20 protein-coding genes are annotated in these 16,686 nt (G+C 41.6%); 1 reads left to right on the top strand and 19 read right to left on the bottom strand.

The annotated features are described in order from the left end of the window. Positions 1-292: 292 nt before the first annotated feature. The 14 genes from QSJ37_RS14235 to rpsU all read right to left on the bottom strand — a co-directional run bounded on the left by QSJ37_RS14235 (position 293) and on the right by rpsU (position 10,558). On the bottom strand, positions 293-1,093 hold the full coding sequence (locus tag QSJ37_RS14235; RefSeq protein WP_285755781.1) for a pyruvate, water dikinase regulatory protein: 801 nt from the start codon (positions 1,091-1,093) through the stop codon (positions 293-295). 20 nt (positions 1,094-1,113) lie between these two features. Beyond that, complete coding sequence (ccpN, locus tag QSJ37_RS14230) at positions 1,114-1,743, bottom strand: transcriptional regulator CcpN (protein ID WP_281255503.1); 630 nt, start codon at positions 1,741-1,743, stop codon at positions 1,114-1,116. A gap of 126 nt (positions 1,744-1,869) precedes the next feature. After that, positions 1,870-2,661: a DNA repair protein RecO gene (gene recO, locus QSJ37_RS14225; protein ID WP_285755780.1), complete on the bottom strand. Its 792-nt coding sequence runs from the start codon at positions 2,659-2,661 to the stop codon at positions 1,870-1,872. Between the two features lie 29 nt (positions 2,662-2,690). Continuing rightward, positions 2,691-2,834, bottom strand: a complete 144-nt coding sequence (locus tag QSJ37_RS14220) for a YqzL family protein (RefSeq protein WP_285755779.1) — start codon at positions 2,832-2,834, stop codon at positions 2,691-2,693. Positions 2,835-2,932: 98 nt separating this feature from the next. Then, on the bottom strand, positions 2,933-3,841 hold the full coding sequence (era, locus tag QSJ37_RS14215; RefSeq protein WP_285755777.1) for a GTPase Era: 909 nt from the start codon (positions 3,839-3,841) through the stop codon (positions 2,933-2,935). Next, positions 3,834-4,313: a cytidine deaminase gene (locus QSJ37_RS14210; RefSeq protein ID WP_015864532.1), complete on the bottom strand. Its 480-nt coding sequence runs from the start codon at positions 4,311-4,313 to the stop codon at positions 3,834-3,836. The genes era and QSJ37_RS14210 overlap by 8 nt, the downstream gene beginning before the upstream one ends. A 47-nt stretch (positions 4,314-4,360) precedes the next feature. Further along, entirely contained in the window at positions 4,361-4,714 is a 354-nt protein-coding gene (locus QSJ37_RS14205) for a diacylglycerol kinase family protein (protein ID WP_285755776.1), read from the bottom strand. A gap of 3 nt (positions 4,715-4,717) precedes the next feature. Beyond that, the gene (ybeY, locus tag QSJ37_RS14200) at positions 4,718-5,188 is read right to left on the bottom strand and encodes an rRNA maturation RNase YbeY (protein ID WP_285755774.1); all 471 of its coding nucleotides are present in this window, start codon (positions 5,186-5,188) and stop codon (positions 4,718-4,720) included. Next, positions 5,185-7,290 (bottom strand): HD family phosphohydrolase, encoded by a 2,106-nt coding sequence (locus QSJ37_RS14195; RefSeq protein ID WP_285755773.1) that lies wholly within the window; start codon positions 7,288-7,290, stop codon positions 5,185-5,187. The genes ybeY and QSJ37_RS14195 overlap by 4 nt, the downstream gene beginning before the upstream one ends. A gap of 54 nt (positions 7,291-7,344) precedes the next feature. Then, entirely contained in the window at positions 7,345-8,307 is a 963-nt protein-coding gene (locus QSJ37_RS14190) for a PhoH family protein (protein WP_285755771.1), read from the bottom strand. Positions 8,308-8,309: 2 nt separating this feature from the next. Continuing rightward, the gene (gene yqfD / locus QSJ37_RS14185) at positions 8,310-9,497 is read right to left on the bottom strand and encodes a sporulation protein YqfD (protein WP_285755769.1); all 1,188 of its coding nucleotides are present in this window, start codon (positions 9,495-9,497) and stop codon (positions 8,310-8,312) included. Positions 9,498-9,518: 21 nt separating this feature from the next. Continuing rightward, on the bottom strand, positions 9,519-9,803 hold the full coding sequence (yqfC, locus tag QSJ37_RS14180; RefSeq protein ID WP_015864538.1) for a sporulation protein YqfC: 285 nt from the start codon (positions 9,801-9,803) through the stop codon (positions 9,519-9,521). A 117-nt stretch (positions 9,804-9,920) separates the two neighbouring features. Next, positions 9,921-10,370 carry a GatB/YqeY domain-containing protein gene (locus tag QSJ37_RS14175; RefSeq protein ID WP_015864539.1) on the bottom strand — a complete coding sequence of 150 codons (450 nt, stop codon included), beginning with the start codon at positions 10,368-10,370 and terminating at the stop codon, positions 9,921-9,923. A gap of 14 nt (positions 10,371-10,384) precedes the next feature. Further along, complete coding sequence (gene rpsU, locus QSJ37_RS14170; RefSeq protein WP_008879912.1) at positions 10,385-10,558, bottom strand: 30S ribosomal protein S21; 174 nt, start codon at positions 10,556-10,558, stop codon at positions 10,385-10,387. A 153-nt stretch (positions 10,559-10,711) separates the two neighbouring features. On the opposite strand from rpsU, the gene QSJ37_RS14165 reads away from it, so the two are divergent. Then, on the top strand, positions 10,712-11,644 hold the full coding sequence (locus QSJ37_RS14165) for a Na/Pi symporter (RefSeq protein WP_285755749.1): 933 nt from the start codon (positions 10,712-10,714) through the stop codon (positions 11,642-11,644). On the opposite strand, the gene deoC is transcribed toward QSJ37_RS14165, so the two are convergent. From deoC to dnaJ, 5 genes are all read right to left on the bottom strand, one after another. After that, the gene (deoC, locus tag QSJ37_RS14160; RefSeq protein WP_285755748.1) at positions 11,641-12,312 is read right to left on the bottom strand and encodes a deoxyribose-phosphate aldolase; all 672 of its coding nucleotides are present in this window, start codon (positions 12,310-12,312) and stop codon (positions 11,641-11,643) included. The genes QSJ37_RS14165 and deoC overlap by 4 nt on opposite strands. A 126-nt stretch (positions 12,313-12,438) precedes the next feature. Continuing rightward, positions 12,439-13,794, bottom strand: coding sequence for a tRNA (N(6)-L-threonylcarbamoyladenosine(37)-C(2))-methylthiotransferase MtaB (gene mtaB, locus QSJ37_RS14155; RefSeq protein WP_285755746.1), 1,356 nt, complete (start codon positions 13,792-13,794; stop codon positions 12,439-12,441). 11 nt (positions 13,795-13,805) lie between these two features. Next, positions 13,806-14,555: a 16S rRNA (uracil(1498)-N(3))-methyltransferase gene (locus tag QSJ37_RS14150; RefSeq protein ID WP_285755744.1), complete on the bottom strand. Its 750-nt coding sequence runs from the start codon at positions 14,553-14,555 to the stop codon at positions 13,806-13,808. 15 nt (positions 14,556-14,570) lie between these two features. Then, positions 14,571-15,509 (bottom strand): 50S ribosomal protein L11 methyltransferase, encoded by a 939-nt coding sequence (gene prmA, locus QSJ37_RS14145; RefSeq protein WP_285756146.1) that lies wholly within the window; start codon positions 15,507-15,509, stop codon positions 14,571-14,573. A 5-nt stretch (positions 15,510-15,514) separates the two neighbouring features. Continuing rightward, on the bottom strand, positions 15,515-16,657 hold the full coding sequence (dnaJ, locus tag QSJ37_RS14140) for a molecular chaperone DnaJ (RefSeq protein ID WP_285755743.1): 1,143 nt from the start codon (positions 16,655-16,657) through the stop codon (positions 15,515-15,517). Positions 16,658-16,686: the final 29 nt, after the last annotated feature.

Below are 16,686 nucleotides of genomic sequence, written 5' to 3'. Positions count from 1 at the left end.
CATCATATTGCCAGCTCCGTTTCGGGTTAAAGCCAATCGAGCAATCAGATTCACACCTCCTAATTATTCTACACCGTTCTCGAAAATCCTTCTTTTTCTCCTATATAATAAACGAATTTTGTCGAAAAAAGTTTCCCCTTTCCTATTGACAAGTTGGCTATAAATAGTTTACTCGTTCTTTATGCACTCTAAACCTGCATTGTTCATTTTTCTCGCAATTTTTTATTATAATACAAATGGTGAAAATATGCTATAAAAAAGTAAAAGCACAGTTCACATTATCGTGAATGTGCTATAATCTTCTTTTTTTCATAATAATGTTTGCTGTCTCTTCGACTGCTTTATTGGTTACATCGATAACATCGCAGCCAATTTTTTTCACTATCCCATCAAAATAAGCAAGTTCTTCTTTAATGCGATCCATGTTCGCATAAATAGCCTGGTCGTTCAATCCGAGCGATTTTAGGCGCTCACGGCGAATCGAAAGCAGTTTTTCCGGACTGATTTTTAACCCGAAACATTTTTCGGGAGGTACTTTAAAAAGTTGTTCTGGCGGCTCGACTTCTGGTACGATCGGCACGTTTGCCACCTTCAATCGCTTATGCGCTAAATATTGGGATAACGGTGTTTTTGAGGTGCGCGATACACCGATTAACACAATGTCAGCACGCAAAATTCCCCGTGGATCACGTCCGTCATCATATTTCACAGCAAATTCAATCGCTTCAATTTTCTTAAAATAATCCTCATCAAGCACACGCACTTGTCCCGGCTCATATCGTGGCGTCAACTTAAATAAATCGCTCATTTTTTCAATAAGCGGTCCAATAATATCGTACGCTACTACTCCTTCGCGTGCAGCTTCCTCAATAAGAAACTGGCGCATTTCCGGAACAACTAGCGTAAACGCAATAATTGCTTGATTCATTTTTGCTAACGCAACCACTTCTGCTAGCGTCGTCTTATCTTCCACATACGGTACGCGCTTTAATTGAATGTGAGAATTATAAAACTGACTTGCTGCTGCTCTCACTACAAGTTCCGCCGTTTCCCCTCCTGAATCGGAAACGACATAAACAAGGCGCTGATTCATCTTCCTCCTCCTTTTTTGTCCTATAACAAATCGTCTTTCGCTAGCGCAACGAACGCTTTTGTCATATTTGTTTTCGTTATTCTCCCAATGACTTCATATCCTTTTTCTGTTTTTCGCACTACCGGCATCGCATCAATCTGTTTTTCAATTAATTGTTCCGCTACTTCAATAAGCGGGTCGTCTTTATAACAAACCGCTATATTCGGCATTCTCGTCATAATAATATTGACAGGAATCGTTGTTAACTCCTGTTTGCCAATACTTGCACGCAATAAATCTTTTCTCGATAAAACACCAACTAAAAGCGATTCATCATCGATGACAAATAATGTGCCGACATCTTCAAGAAACATGGTGACAATCGCATCATATACACTGACATTTTCATTAACAACGACCGGGATAGATTGATAGTCACCTACTTTTATCTTTTTTATTTTATCGGCAAGCAGTTGAGATCCGGTTTTTCCTGTATAAAAATACCCTACTCGAGGTCGTGCTTCTAAATAACCAGCCATTGTTAATATCGCTAAATCCGGGCGTAATGTCGCTCTTGTTAAATTCAACTTTTCAGCGATACTTTCACCTGTAATCGGACCATGATCCTTGACAATTTGCAAAATTTGTTCTTGGCGTTTATTCAGTTCGATCGCTGCTCACCACCTTATAAAAAGCTGGATCATATTATCTTCTCATCCATTTATTATTTTATTATACTACACTCTGTTTTAAAGAAGGAAACTTTGTCTTTATAAAGACAACTAATGACCGCTTTTTCATCCGCCGCTTCCATTTTCCGTTTGATTTTGATAAGGATAGCCAATCTTTTTTAGTTCATCTATTTGCATTAAAAATCGCTTTGTTTTTAACGACAATCCCGAATATTCATCATAATAGGATGAAAGAACGGCGCGAAGCTCTTTTTTTGTTTCCTCTTTTACAGAAATTGTACCAAGCCTTGATAAATCTATATAGTAAAATAAACGCAATAGCCTTACAGAAGCTGCGGAAAGCGGAATTCGGTACGGGTCGGTTTGCTCGCAGCGGTGGCAAAGAAATCCAGCTTCTTTTATGGAAAAAGAAAACTTTCCTTCTGTCCGGCCGCATACAGCGCAATGATCTAATTTAGGAGGAATCCCCATTACAGATAACATTTTCATTTCATAAATACAAGCAAGAATCTCTAAATCGAGCCCTTCATTCATATATTGTAATGTCTGCAAAAGCAGCTCGAACAAATACGGATTGCGCTGCTGTTCTTCTGTTACTTTATCTGTCATCTCCACAATATAAGATGCATATGCTGCGGTGAAAATGTCTTCGCGGATCGTTCGCATCGAATCGATAATATCTCCTTGATGTAAAACACCGACACCGCGGCTTCTTTGAATTAAGTAATAGCCATGCGTAAACGGTTGTGTAACGGCAGAAAGGCGGCTACTTGGCTTTTTTGCTCCGCGTGCCATCGTAGCCACCTTTCCCCATTCTCTCGTGAAGAATGTGACAATTTTATTTGTTTCGCCATAATCGATTGCGCGAATGACAATTGCTTCACATTTTTCAAACAATCGTATCACCACCGACCCTAAAACACAAATCAAAAAATAGGTTGATCGACTTCCTTTAGTTCCGTTTCTTGTTCATCGCTACTAGGTTGCTGTTCTTTTTCTAGCTCTTTAAAAAGAAGATAGGTGTCGATATTGCCGGTTTGGCTAAATAACTTCCAAGTAAATTCAAGCATGGAACCACACCTCTTTCCGCCCGCAGCATTGCTTGTTTTCCCATCTAATTATAGGTTGACCACGCTAGGAAACGTTTATGTTACATAAAATTTTCTAATTAATACTCTTCTTCCCGGAATCCGAAATCACGCAGCTGTGCTAACCGATTGCGCCAATCTTTTTGTACTTTTACCCATAGTTCTAAAAATACTTTTGACCCAAGGAGCGCTTCAATATCCATACGCGCCCGCTGCCCGATCTCTTTTAACATTCGTCCTTGTTTTCCAATAATAATTCCTTTTTGCGAATCTCGTTCTACAATAATAACCGCGCCGACATACACTGTATCGCTATCTTCGCGCCGCTCAATCGTTTCTACCACGACAGCAATGGAATGCGGAACTTCTTCACGCGTTAAATGAAGCGCTTTCTCGCGAATCAACTCAGCGATGATAAACCGTTCCGGATGATCTGTTATTTGGTCAGGTGGATAATATTGCGGACCTTCCGGCAAATATTTTTTGATTTGTTCCACTAATGTTTCGATATTGTTCCCTTGCAATGCAGAAATTGGAATAATCTCAGCAAATGGATAAAGGTCCTTATACTGATCGATTAGCGGCAATAAATCATCTGGATGAACTTTGTCAATTTTATTGATGACTAAAAACACTGGCGTATTTACTTCTTTAAGCTGTTCAATAATAAATGCGTCGCCGCGTCCAAACCCTTCTTCTGCATTAATCATGAATAATATGAGGTCCACTTCTCTTAACGCGTTCAGCGCTACTTTCATCATAAAATCGCCAAGTTTATGTTTTGGTTTATGCATTCCTGGCGTATCAATAAAAATAATTTGTGCATCATCTGTCGTGTAAACACCTTGAATTTTATTGCGCGTCGTTTGCGGCTTATCGCTCATAATAGCGATTTTTTGACCGATGACGCGATTTAAAAATGTCGATTTTCCAACGTTCGGTCTACCAACAATAGAAACGAATCCTGATTTATATCCTTCCTTATTCATGCAAATCCTCCGCTGAAAAAGCATTTGGTAGTAGTTCTTTCACTGTTAGTTCGGTGATATCCCCGTTTAAATTTGCCAATATTATTTTCATATCACTTGGACATAGCTCAGAAATAACCTGGCGACATGCACCACACGGCGGTACCGGACGGGGCGTATCAGCAATAACAGCAAGTGCAGCAAATTCTTTATCCCCTTCCGAATACGCCTTAAAAAGCGCAGTTCGTTCCGCACAATTACACATGCTATAAGCAGCATTTTCAATGTTGCAACCGCGATACACTTTGCCGTCTTTTGTTAACAAAGCGGCGCCAACTTTAAATTTTGAATAAGGAACATAAGCGTATCCTCTTGCTTTTTTTGCTTCTTCTATGAGTTCGTTTATTTTCAATGTTTCTCTTCCTTTCACAACTTGGGAAGCAATAAGCTTCCTTACTTTTATTTTACAAAAAATCTTTGTAAATTTCATCATTCTTGATGAAAATATAACAGAAAAATTAGAATTTTCTCACTCATTGATTATACGAGATATGGCAGAAAGATGGTGATTCCAACAATAACAGCAACAATCGCAGCGACCAAAACGGCGCCTGCAGCGATATCTTTTGCTGCTTTTGCTAAAGGATGGAAGTCGGCCGTCACTAAATCAACTACACGTTCAATTGCCGTATTGATTAATTCCAAAGCAATGACACTTCCGATCGTTAACAAAAGAATAAGCCATTCCATCCTGGAAATGTGAAAGATTGCTGCAGCAATAACCGCAACAACAGCCAGCGCAATATGGATGCGCATATGCGCTTCTTCCTTTACCGCCGCCATCACTCCTGCCCATGCGCAAGCAAACCGTTTTTTTTCGTCCTTCCAGTTCATATTTTATCTCGTTAACCCATATCGTTCTAGAATATCTTTTTGTTTTGAAAACATTATTTTTTCTTCTTCTTCTGTTTTATGATCATATCCCAACAAATGCAAAAAACCGTGCACCGCCAAAAATCCAAGCTCGCGCATGAACGAATGCCCATATTCCTCCGCCTGTTCTTTTGCTTTTGGAATTGAAATAATAATATCGCCAAGCAGCGGGGGAATATCCGCATCGACAATTTCCACCTCTCCTTCGCCTTTTTCCTCGAGAGCGAAGGAAATAACATCGGTCGGCTGATCCTTTCCCCGATAGTCGCGATTGATGATGCGAATCCGCTCGTTATCCACAAACGAAATGCCCACTTCCGCTCCGCTAGGGACATGTTCGATTTCTGCCGCGTAGTTTAACAACTGTTCGATGATATTCATTTGCTCTTTTGTAACTTCGTTCGTTTCGTCGATAAAATCGATGTTGAGAATCATGCGTGTTTCACCTTTTCCTTTCGAATTTCTGGATATTCAATCCGTGAATGGAATACGCCATTTAGTGTTTCACAAAGCGATCTTGCAACCATTTCAAGTTCTTTTAACGTAATATCACACTCGTTCAATTGATTATCTTGCAATCGCTCCGCAATAATACTGCGGACAATTTTTTCAATTTTCTCCTGAGACGGATTAGAAAGCGATCGTACCGCTGCCTCTACGCTATCCGCAATGCTAATAATCGCTGCTTCCTTCGTTTGCGGCTTCGGGCCAGGATAGCGAAACTCTTCCTCTAACACATAGCCCGTCTGCTCAAGTGCTTTATGATAAAAATATTTTAATAATGTTGTACCATGATGTTGTTCAGCAATGTCAACAATTTCTTTCGGCATGCGGTGTTTTTTTAAAATGGCCACCCCATCAGACACGTGGGCAAGAATAATATTTTTGCTTAACTGTGGCGATAAGTGATCATGTGGATTACCGCCTATTTGGTTTTCAATAAAATACTGCGGCCGTTTCGTTTTTCCGATGTCATGATAATAACAAGCAACACGCGCTAATAAACCGTTTGCTCCAATCGCTTCACAAGCAGCTTCCGCTAAATTAGCAACCATGATGCTGTGATGGTACGTTCCAGGAGCTTCCGTTAAAATTTTGCGAAGCAATGGATGATTTGGATTCGATAATTCAATTAATTTCATCGATGACAAAATACCGAAGCACGCCTCAAAAACCGGCAAAAGCCCAATAGTTAAAATCGCTGAGAAAATGCCAGAAGCAAACGCCATCAGCAGAAACATGCCGATCTCTGTTAACGAATAATGGCCATTTTTAAGCAAGATTAATGCCAGCATAACAACCATATTAATGAAAGCGACAAATACTCCTGCCTGCCAAATTTTCGCTTTTCGAAGATGTTTATGTAAAAAGAAATTTCCTGCCAACCCGCTTGTAACTAGATAAATCGCTAACGAAACTTGAATAGTGCCATTCGCGCCCATTCCCTCGTTAAACATTAAGCTTCCGCATACGGCATAAAGAATACTTGTCATAATTGCGATTCGTTCCCCGATGAAAATACGGACGAGCATGGTGCCGAAAGCAACCGGCACAAGATACCCAGTGGAGAACGCATCACTTTCCGGAATGAGACGAACGAGCTTCATCACAAGAAGCATAATCGTAAAAATGGCCGTATATACAAACAAGTTCTTGTTTGCCTGCTCTCGTCCAAAGTAATAAACAACAGGCGATAGCAATAATAACACGAAAAGAAAAAGACCGATAAGAGGCTGAAAAGAGCGATCGTTTTGCAATAAGCCGACAAGCTGCAGCTGATGATAAATTTCATTTGTAATAAATTGCCCTTCCTCGACAATAACTTGTCCTTGCAAAATTTTTACCGGCTTTACTTCATCCATCGCCTGTCTTCGCTTTTCTTCTGTAGCGGTTCGATCGTAAATAACGTTTGGAATGATTGCTTGCTTTGTCAGCTTGACAACAATTTCTTTTAATGAAGGCGAAAGCATGACATACTTCAATTCATCTTGTACTTTTGCCCTTGCCCTCTCCAATTCTGATTGCGTAATGCGCTCGGCCATAATGGAATGGACAGCCGTTACCGCCGCTTCTTTTGCTGTTTCGATGTCTTCTGGAGCTGCACGAAGCAACTTTTCCCATTCATCTGCGGACAAATAAGAAAACCATTCTTGCGGCAGACGTTCCTTTAGCGCATCTATCATTTTCGCCGGCTCTTTTTCTTCTTCCTTGATTTCATTTTGAATTTCAACAATGGTTGTAAATAGCGAAGAAATTAAATCAACACGATTTTCGGCATATTCTTTTTTTAATGTATAAATATCCGTTACTTTATCCGCCGCTTCCTTTTTTAGTCTTTCTGTCGTCTTCTTATCTTCAATCGTAATTGGCGAACGAATCGTTTCGGTGGCAATATCGAACAGGCGCAGTTCATATTGATGCGGTTTTGCTTGATCATATAACACCGCAAATAGAAAAAGCCCTAAAAACAGAAACAAAAGATAACGAACAAAGCGAACATGGTTAACATGCTCCAGAAAAAAATGAATCCTTTCCAACGGTTTTTCCCCTCACTTTAAAGAAAAGACCCTTTGAAAACGGGTCTTTTCTCTCTATATGCCAGCTTCATCATACGCTTCAATAATTTTAGCCACTAACGGATGGCGCACAACATCTGTTTGTTCTAGAAAGACAAAGGATACACCGCTGACCGCCGTCAATATTTCTTTTGCGACGGCAAGTCCTGATTTCACGCCTTTTGGCAAATCGACTTGCGAAATATCACCGGTAATGACCATTTTGGAGCCAAAGCCTAATCTTGTTAGAAACATTTTCATCTGTGCCGGTGTCGTATTTTGTGCTTCATCTAAAATGACGAAAGCATCTTCGAGCGTTCTCCCCCGCATATATGCTAGCGGCGCGATTTCAATCGTTCCTCGTTCAATTAACCGCTGCGTATGCTCTACTCCCAATACGTCATGCAGCGCATCGTAAAGAGGGCGCAAATATGGATCCACCTTTTCTTTTAAATCTCCCGGTAAAAATCCTAAACTTTCTCCTGCTTCTACCGCCGGGCGAGTTAAAATAATACGCTTCACTTGACCATTTTTTAATGCACGGACAGCCATCACCACCGCCAAATACGTTTTCCCTGTTCCGGCAGGTCCTATTCCGAAAACAAGGTCATGCTGTTTAATGGCAGTAACATAATGGCGCTGTCCTAACGTTTTTACACGAATGGATTTTCCTTTGGCGTTTTTTGTGATTTCTTCCTCGTACAAATTAATTAAATAGTCGAGTGCTCCTTTTTTTGCTAATTGAATCGCATACATCACATCTCGTTCACTAATGGAAATGCCTTTTCGGACAATGATCAACAAGTGGCGCAGCAGGTCATCAACAAGCTGTACTTGTTCGGGGGTGCCAGAAACGCTCACCGATTCTCCTCGTGTTACAATGGACACTCCCAATTCTTGTTCCATCCGTTTTAGATGGGCATCATGAATGCCGAAAAGTGCAATCGCTTCGTTCGCATTTTCTAATTGCTGACTGATTGTTACAAACTCCTCTGACATTCTCAATCTCCTTGAACTATTGGTTGTGGTATTGCGATATTTTCAATCACTTGATAATGCAATTCTACCCTTACTTTACCATTCTCTTTCGTCTGATGCAAAACTTTTTCTCCTTTAATCGATGCATCTTCCGGCAATTTTGCCTTTAATTCCTCGCGAGCAAGTTCCTTTGCTTTTGCGAGCGCTTCTTCCCATGTATAGTTGCGCTCTACTTCCTCCTTTTCCCAAAAGATGACGCGTTCATAATAAATAGGCAAGTCCCATTTCCAAAAGCGGAGCGGCCTTTTCTGTTGATCTATTTCATAATGGTGAAATGCAGGCTTTTGAAATCCCCATATCGGAATAGAAATATTTTTCATCGCTATATAATGTTTTTCCATATATTTTCCCGTTAATACTCCAAACTTTGCATGAAGCGGTAGAACAACGGTAGACTTGTACCATGTTTCGCCAAAAATTTTTCCTCGCGCTGGCACAAGTTTTGTTTGCCCTTCCTTCCCAATGATTCCAGATACTAATAACTGCCCTTTTGTTACATGATCGTTCACCGAAACAAGTGGTTGCCCTTCTTCAACAAACATGTCCGTAATAACCGCCTTTTTTTTCGCCACTAAATGGCGAACGCCAATTTTTTCAGGCTCTTTCGGTTGATTTTTCTCCACAACTTGAAAATAAAGAGTCGTCCCTTTAAGTTCCACACCGATCCATGTAACGACATCTATACGATCGGTCAATTTTTTTTGAATCGTTTCCGGATCGTCGATCAGAAATTGCAATGCTCCTTTTTCCACTCCCATTTGTTTTAGTTCTTTCAATATGCGGTATTCCGTCTCCGGTTTTGCGCCTTTAATTTCTATTCCCCATACCATATTAGAAAGGAAAAAAATGATAACAAAAAAGAAGCATACTCCGACTAAAAATCCTGAGTTCGTTAGCATTTTTTTTAGAAAAAACGGAAATCCCGCTTTTCCAACAAAATAAAGTTTACAATCACTTTTGCGGGCGACAACGCGCAATCGTCTGACATCCTTTAGTAAAATAAAAAACGTCGCAATATGATCGCCGTGCTTTTTTACATTCCAAATCGCAATATCGTTGCGCACACACGCATTAATCAATCGTTCTACCCCTTTTCCTTGTGCTTTCACCCTTACGCTACCTACCAATAAGTTCATCCATTGGTTTTTCATCGTATTTCCTCCTATGAAACGTTATTCATCTATATAAATCACTTGGTTTATTTTTCCTTCAAGTAAAATTTCTTCTGGCAAAATCATCTTAATAACAAAATTTTCACCGCGAACAAGAAGCTGCCCTTGCTCTAAGAGCAGGCGCAGTTCTTTATCACTAAACGTCAGTAAACCACGATGATTTTCGATATAAATATGTATTTGCCCAACCATCGTAATTCGGGGAAGGTCCATCACTATGTCGGCGGGAAGCTCCAATTTATCTGTAAGCCATCTTCTCATATGCTGTCGCCATTTTTTCACCATAAAAAGAACCCCCTTTCATCTCATATGTATGAGAAGAAAGGGGGTTATAGCACCACTTGTTGTTCCCAAACAGCAAAAACAACGGGTGTCCGATTGAATCGGAACACCCGTTTGTCATTATTGTGAAAGTTGTTGTTGAACAAGTCTATTGACGAGAGAGCCATCCGCTTTTCCTTTTACTTTTGGCATGATCGCTCCCATCACTTTGCCCATATCTGCTTTGGAAGAAGCTCCTACTTCTGCAATCGTCTGTTTGACAATTTCTAGAAGTTCTTCCTCTGTCAGTGGTTTCGGCATATATAATTGAACAATTTCGATTTCCGCCTTTGTTTTTTCAACAAGGTCCGCACGACCAGCGTTTTCAAATTCTTGGAGGGAGTCTTTACGCTGTTTTAATTCACGAGAAAGAACGGTTAGCTCTTCGTCTTCTGATAATTCGCTTTTTCCTAGTTTAATCGCTTCATTTTGCAACGCCGCTTTTAACATCCGAAGAACGGAGAGTTTATCTTTTTCTTTGTTTTTCATTGCCTGCTTCATATCGTCATTTAAACGATTAAGAAGACTCATATATACACCCTCTTTTAATGCTTGCGCTTTCTAGCCGCCTCAGACTTTTTCTTCCGTCTGACGCTTGGCTTTTCATAAAATTCACGCTTTCTTACTTCTTGCAATGTACCCGTTTTCGAAACGGCACGTTTGAAGCGACGAAGAGCGTCGTCAATGGATTCGTTTTTACGAACGATTGTTTTTGACATCCTACTTCCCTCCCTCCGAGCAACAACCATTACATTTTATACTATGCGTGTACTCGTCAATTATAATACATGGCTGCCTAACAGGTCAATAAAAAAACTGTCATCGTCTTCCTTTCCTTTCCATACACATATGATGAAAGGGGGAAAGGACAAGTGGTACAGTTGTTAATTTGGTTTTCCGTTTATACCGGCATTTTCCTTCTCGGTATGTTCATGATGAAAGCCGGGCTTTATGCTTTATCCGGTCACCGCTTGAAACAATGGTTACTGCGCTTTACAAACACTCCTTTACAAGGATTTCTTACCGCAACGATTATTACCGCATTGTTGCAAAGCAGTACCGCAGTGATGGTCATTACAGTTGGTCTCGTCTCTACCGGCTATCTTACATTTCGACAATCCATCGGTATTATTTTAGGGAGCAACATCGGCTCTACGATCACAACAGAAATTATGACTCTTGACCTTGGAGATAACGTTATTCCGATGCTTTTTATTGGGGCAATTCTCGTGTTTTTCGGTCATCACCGACCTGCTTATAGCATCGGCATGATCTTCGTTGGACTCGCTTCTTTATTTTTTGCCATGAATGGATTTAGTCAACTCGCAAAACCGCTATCTACATATCCCATTGTTGACGAATGGCTGCAAAAAACGAATCATTCTCCTTTCATCGGAATCATGATCGGCATGATCCTTACAGCCATTATTCATTCAAGCGCAGCAACGATCGGCATTTCGATGGGATTTCTGAATGAACATATTCTCACACTTCCAGCTGCCATTGCGATTTTGCTTGGCGCGAATATCGGCACATGCGTAACCGGTCTTCTGGCAAGCATCGGTTCAACGTATGAAGCGAAATTAACCGCTTATACTCACTTATGGTTTAATGTTATCGGAGTCATGATCTTTTATTTCCTGATCGACCCACTTGCCTTTGCTGCTGTAAAGCTTAGCTCTGCTCCGGACGTACAGTTAGCCCATGTCAGCGTGCTATTTAATGTCATTTGTTCTGTTGCCGCACTGCCATTTGTTCGTTGGATAGAGTCAGCTATATTATTTTTCCATGGCAAACATACTTAATAATTGGAGCTTGCTGTTTTTCCTTCGATGATCGCTACACCTGAGCTTGTCCCAATGCGCGTCGCTCCCGCTTGAATCATCGCCTCTGCGCTTTGCATATCACGGACGCCGCCGGAAGCTTTTACACCGATGTTTGGTCCGACCGTTTTCCGCATAAGTGCGACATCTTCCGGCGTAGCACCGCCTGTTGAAAATCCAGTCGATGTTTTCACATAATCCGCACCTGCTTTAACGGCGAGCTGGCAAGCGCGCACTTTTTCTTCTTCGGTAAGCAGACACGCCTCAATAATCACTTTCACAAGCGCTTTCCCTTTTGCCGCCTCGACAACGGCGCGAATATCGCGTTCCACAAGGTCATCGTTTCCATCTTTAAGCGCGCCGACATTGATAACCATATCGACTTCCGCCGCCCCGTTTTCAATTGCATTTTTTGTTTCAAATGCTTTCGTTTCCGGTGTGTTCGCTCCGAGCGGAAAGCCGATCACCGTACATACTTTCACGTCTGTGTCTTTTAATAGTTCAGCAGCGGTTGCCACCCATGTCGGATTGACACAAACAGAAGCAAACCCGTATTGTTTTGCTTCCTCGCATAGCTTCACAATTTGCGCTTTTGTTGCATCCGCTTTCAATAACGTATGATCAATCATTTTTGCAATGTTATTTCCCATTTTAACAAATCTCCTTTCATTAGCAGCATAGAAGTCTGACATCTATCATCATACCATTATTTTAACAAAAAAACTAGTTTACACAATTTTTTTATTGTAAACAAAAACCCAGCTGCACGAGCTGGGTTATGAGCTTAATTTTACGGATTGAGGGATGTCATCGGTAACAACGCGGACAAATTCCCCTTCATTATACGGATATCCGGCTTTTGTAATTTTCACTTTTACGATTTCCCCAACCATATCTTCCGTGGCAGGGAATTTCACTTTCAGATAGTTGTCCGTATACCCGATGTACAACCCGCTTTCAGGGTTTTCTTTATCTCGTTCTTCCGGAATGACTTCGAGCACTTGTCCTTCAAACTGCGATGCATATTCTTTTGCAAGCTGGTCGGACAATGCAATTAAACGGTGTACGCGCTCATTTTTTACTTCTTCATCCACTTGGTTTGGCATACGCGCTGCCGGTGTGCCTGTCCGTTTCGAATACGGGAAGACATGAAGTTCGGAAAAACGTTGTTCGCGAATAAAATGGTATGTTTCCATAAATTCTTCTTCCGTCTCACCAGGAAAACCAACGATCACGTCTGATGTGATCGCAAGTTCCGGGAAGACTTCGCGCAAACGTTGAAGCCGCTCTGCAAAAAATTCGACTGTATATTTGCGGCGCATCCGTTTTAATACCGTATTCGAACCGGATTGAAGCGGAATATGCAAATGACGGACAATTTTATCTGAACGTTGCAACACTTCGATGACTTCGTCTGTAATTTGGCTTGCTTCAATGGACGAAATGCGGAGCCGTTTTAAACCGACAACTTGCTCATCCAAATCGCGGAGCAGCGCTGCGAAGCTATAGTCTTTCAAATCGGTGCCGTAACCGCCTGTATGAATACCCGTTAACACAATTTCTTTATAACCAGCATCGACTAGCTGCTGTGCCTGACGAATGATTTCTTTCGGATCACGGGAACGCATTAGCCCGCGCGCCCATGGAATGATGCAAAATGTACAGAAGTTATTGCAGCCTTCTTGAATTTTTAACGATGCGCGTGTTCTATCCGTAAATTCCGGAACGTCCATTTCTTCAAATACGCGCGTTTTCATAATGTTGCTGACCCCGTTAATCGGCTGGCGTTCACGTTGGAACCGTTCGATATATTCCAAAATTTTCCCACGATCTTGCGTACCGATCACAATGTCCACACCCGGAATTGCCATCACTTCCGCCGGGGATGTTTGGGCGTAACATCCTGTTACACAAACAACGGCGTCCGGATTTCTTCGAATCGCGCGGCGAATGACTTGCCGGCTTTTTTTATCGCCTGTGTTCGTCACCGTACATGTATTGATGACATATACATCCGCACGGCTGTCAAAATCCTTACGTTCGTAACCGGCTTTTTTAAACAACTGCCAAATTGCTTCTGTCTCATAATGGTTTACTTTACATCCAAGCGTATGAAATGCAACTGTTGGCATTCGTTTTCACCTCACTGTAGTTCGAATTGATACGAAGCAACTGCCAAAAGATAAAGCGGCGCCGTTTCTGTCCGTAAAATCCGCGGCCCAAGGCTACACGAAAAAAAGCCATGATGTTTAAATAGCTCAACTTCTTCATCGGAAAATCCTCCTTCCGGGCCAAACACGGCAAGAAGAGAATGTCCGCGCTTCATTTGCTGAAAAACGGCAGCGAGCGTTTGATGGTTTCCTTGCTTCGCTTCTTCCTCATAAGCAAAAATCCGATAATCGACCGTCTTCGCAAATTTTATAAGTTCGTGTATCGTCATCGGCGCGTGCACATCAGGAATTTTTCCACGATGTGATTGTTCCGCCGCTTCTTTTGCAATCTTTTTCCAACGCTCCAGCTTTTTATTTGCTTTCTTTGCGTCCCATTTAACAATAGAGCGAGCCGCCACAAAAGGGATAAATGATGAAGCGCCAAGCTCCGTTCCTTTCTGAATAACAAACTCCAGTTTATCCCCTTTCGGCAGCCCGTGAGCAATATAAATTTGAATCGGCAGTTCTGTTTGTTCATCTATCCATTTTACTACACGAACGATCACATGCTCATTGGTAATTTGTTCAATTTTGCACAATGCTGTCTTATTGCTAGGAAGAACACAGATCAATTCGCTTCCTTTTTCCATACGCATGACACGGACAATATGATGATAATCATCCCCTTGAATAATAAGACGGTCGTTTTTCACTTGGTCGTTCGAAACAAAATACCGTTGCAAAGCGACACCTTCTTTTCATGCTTTTCTTGCAATAAATGCAATCCAGTCTTCCATCACTAACGTTTCCTCAATAGCAAATCCTGCTTTCATTAACCCTTCTTTTACCTCTTGCTTTTTCGCCTGAATAATTCCCGAGGTGATAAAATATCCGTTCTTTTCAAGAAGACGATACGCATTATCGACAAAGCGCAATATAATTTCTGCTAAAATATTCGCAACAATTACGTTCGCTTGTTCCTCAATATGATCGAGTAAATTATTTTGAGAAACGGTAACAATATGCTGCACTTTATTTAATTTTACATTTAGTCTCGCGCTATCGACAGCAACCGGATCTAAATCAAGCGCACGGACGGATTTTGCTCCGAGCATCGCCGCAGCAATGCTTAAAATTCCCGAACCTGTGCCGACATCAATGACTGTATCACCAGGTTTCATATATTTTTCAAGCGCTTGGATACACATCACCGTCGTTGGATGTGTTCCTGTGCCAAACGCCATGCCTGGGTCCAGCTCAATAATTAACTCATCGCTTGACACCGGTTCATATGTTTCCCATGTTGGAACGATCGTAAATTTCTCTGATATTTTGACAGGATTATAATATTTTTTCCAGGCGGTTGCCCATTCTTCCTCATTCACTTCGCTAATGGTGATTTTATTTTTGCCAATATCAATATCATACAATAATAAATTATTGATCGCCTGTTTAATCGCCTCAACTGTTTCACCAAGAAAGCTATTAACCGGTAAATATGCTTTAATAATTACTCCTTCTTCCGGATAATCGTCTGGATTTAATTCATAAACTTCGCCGAAAGAAGCATCTCGTTCCTTTATTAAATCATTAGGGTCTTCAATGACTACCCCGCCAGCACCTGCTTCGTGCAAAATATTCGAAATCGCCTCCACTGCCTCATGCGTCGTATGGATACTAATTTCTGACCATTTCATAAAATTCATGATTCCCCTTTAAACGCTTTTTTTACCTTGTCAAAAAAGCGGCCGTGTGGTCCTTGATGCATGCTTGAACCGCCTAATTGATCAAATTCGCGCAATAATTGCTTTTGTTTTTCTGTCAGTTTTGTCGGCGTCACAACGCGGACAATCACATGTTGGTCGCCATAGCCATAGCCGCGTACATTCGGCACCCCTTTCCCTTTTAAGCGGAATTTTGTTCCTGTTTGAGTGCCTGCTGGTATTTTCAGCTTCACTTTGCCATGAAGCGTCGGCACTTCGATTTCGTCACCGAGCGCAGCTTGGGCAAATGTAAGCGGTATTTCACAGTAAATATCATCACCATCACGCTCAAAAAACTCATGTGGCTCCACATGGAAAACGATATATAAATCTCCCGGAGGTCCGCCGTTAATTCCCGGTTCTCCTTGGCCAGCAACCCGCAATTGTTGTCCATCATCAATTCCAGCTGGAATTTTGACATGGATTTTCTTCCGTTTTTTCACGCGGCCAGTCCCGCCGCATGTTGTGCATTTTTCTTTGATATATTGCCCTGTCCCTCCGCAATATGGGCATGTGCGGCGATTAACGATGCGGCCAAACGGTGTGGACTGCTCTGTGCTGATTTGGCCTGTTCCATGACAATATGAACATGTTTCTTTTTTCGTTCCCGGTTTTGCGCCCGTGCCGTGGCATGTGTCACACGTTTCTTCCCGTGGAATTTCAATATCCGTTTCTTTTCCGAATGCCGCCTCTTCAAATGTTAATGTCATCGTATATTGTAAATCGGCACCAGCTCTTGGCGCATTTGGATCGCGCCGGCGGCCGCCGCCAAAAAAGGTGCTGAAAATATCCTCGAAACCACCGAAACCGCTGAAACCGCCAAAGTCAAAATCATCGCTGCGGAACCCGCCGAACCCTTGATTTGGATCCGCATGCCCAAACTGATCGTAATGCGCACGTTTTTGATCATCGCTTAGTACTTCATACGCTTCTTTAATTTCTTTGAATTTTTCTGCCGCATCTGGTTCTTTGTTAATATCTGGATGATACTTTTTCGAAAGTTTTCGGTACGCTTTTTTAATCTCTTCTTTTGTCGCGTTTTTGCTCACTCCGAGAATTTCGTAATAATCTCGTTTCGCCATGATGATCATCCACTCCCGATTCACTCACA

It is taken from the genome of Parageobacillus sp. G301 (assembly GCF_030268025.1).
Classification (GTDB): Bacteria; Bacillota; Bacilli; order Bacillales; family Anoxybacillaceae; genus Parageobacillus_B; species Parageobacillus_B toebii.
The sequence above is the reverse complement of the archived record's forward strand: the minus strand, read 5'-3'. Positions and strand labels throughout refer to the sequence as shown.

Bases quoted from the DNA above. Each gene is read 5' to 3' on its own strand.
- QSJ37_RS14235 (WP_285755781.1), bottom strand. From the start codon at position 1,093: ATGAATCAGCGCCTTGTTTATGTCGTTTCCGATTCAGGAGGGGAAACG.
- QSJ37_RS14220 (WP_285755779.1), bottom strand. From the start codon at position 2,834: ATGCTTGAATTTACTTGGAAGTTATTTAGCCAAACCGGCAATATCGAC.
- era (WP_285755777.1), bottom strand. From the start codon at position 3,841: ATGAATAAGGAAGGATATAAATCAGGATTCGTTTCTATTGTTGGTAGA.
- QSJ37_RS14210 (WP_015864532.1), bottom strand. From the start codon at position 4,313: ATGATGAAATTTACAAAGATTTTTTGTAAAATAAAAGTAAGGAAGCTT.
- QSJ37_RS14205 (WP_285755776.1), bottom strand. From the start codon at position 4,714: ATGAACTGGAAGGACGAAAAAAAACGGTTTGCTTGCGCATGGGCAGGA.
- ybeY (WP_285755774.1), bottom strand. From the start codon at position 5,188: ATGATTCTCAACATCGATTTTATCGACGAAACGAACGAAGTTACAAAA.
- QSJ37_RS14190 (WP_285755771.1), bottom strand. From the start codon at position 8,307: ATGTCAGAGGAGTTTGTAACAATCAGTCAGCAATTAGAAAATGCGAAC.
- yqfD (WP_285755769.1), bottom strand. From the start codon at position 9,497: ATGAAAAACCAATGGATGAACTTATTGGTAGGTAGCGTAAGGGTGAAA.
- yqfC (WP_015864538.1), bottom strand. From the start codon at position 9,803: ATGGTGAAAAAATGGCGACAGCATATGAGAAGATGGCTTACAGATAAA.
- QSJ37_RS14175 (WP_015864539.1), bottom strand. From the start codon at position 10,370: ATGAGTCTTCTTAATCGTTTAAATGACGATATGAAGCAGGCAATGAAA.
- rpsU (WP_008879912.1), bottom strand. From the start codon at position 10,558: ATGTCAAAAACAATCGTTCGTAAAAACGAATCCATTGACGACGCTCTT.
- deoC (WP_285755748.1), bottom strand. From the start codon at position 12,312: ATGGGAAATAACATTGCAAAAATGATTGATCATACGTTATTGAAAGCG.
- mtaB (WP_285755746.1), bottom strand. From the start codon at position 13,794: ATGCCAACAGTTGCATTTCATACGCTTGGATGTAAAGTAAACCATTAT.
- prmA (WP_285756146.1), bottom strand. From the start codon at position 15,509: ATGAAATGGTCAGAAATTAGTATCCATACGACGCATGAGGCAGTGGAG.
- dnaJ (WP_285755743.1), bottom strand. From the start codon at position 16,657: ATGGCGAAACGAGATTATTACGAAATTCTCGGAGTGAGCAAAAACGCG.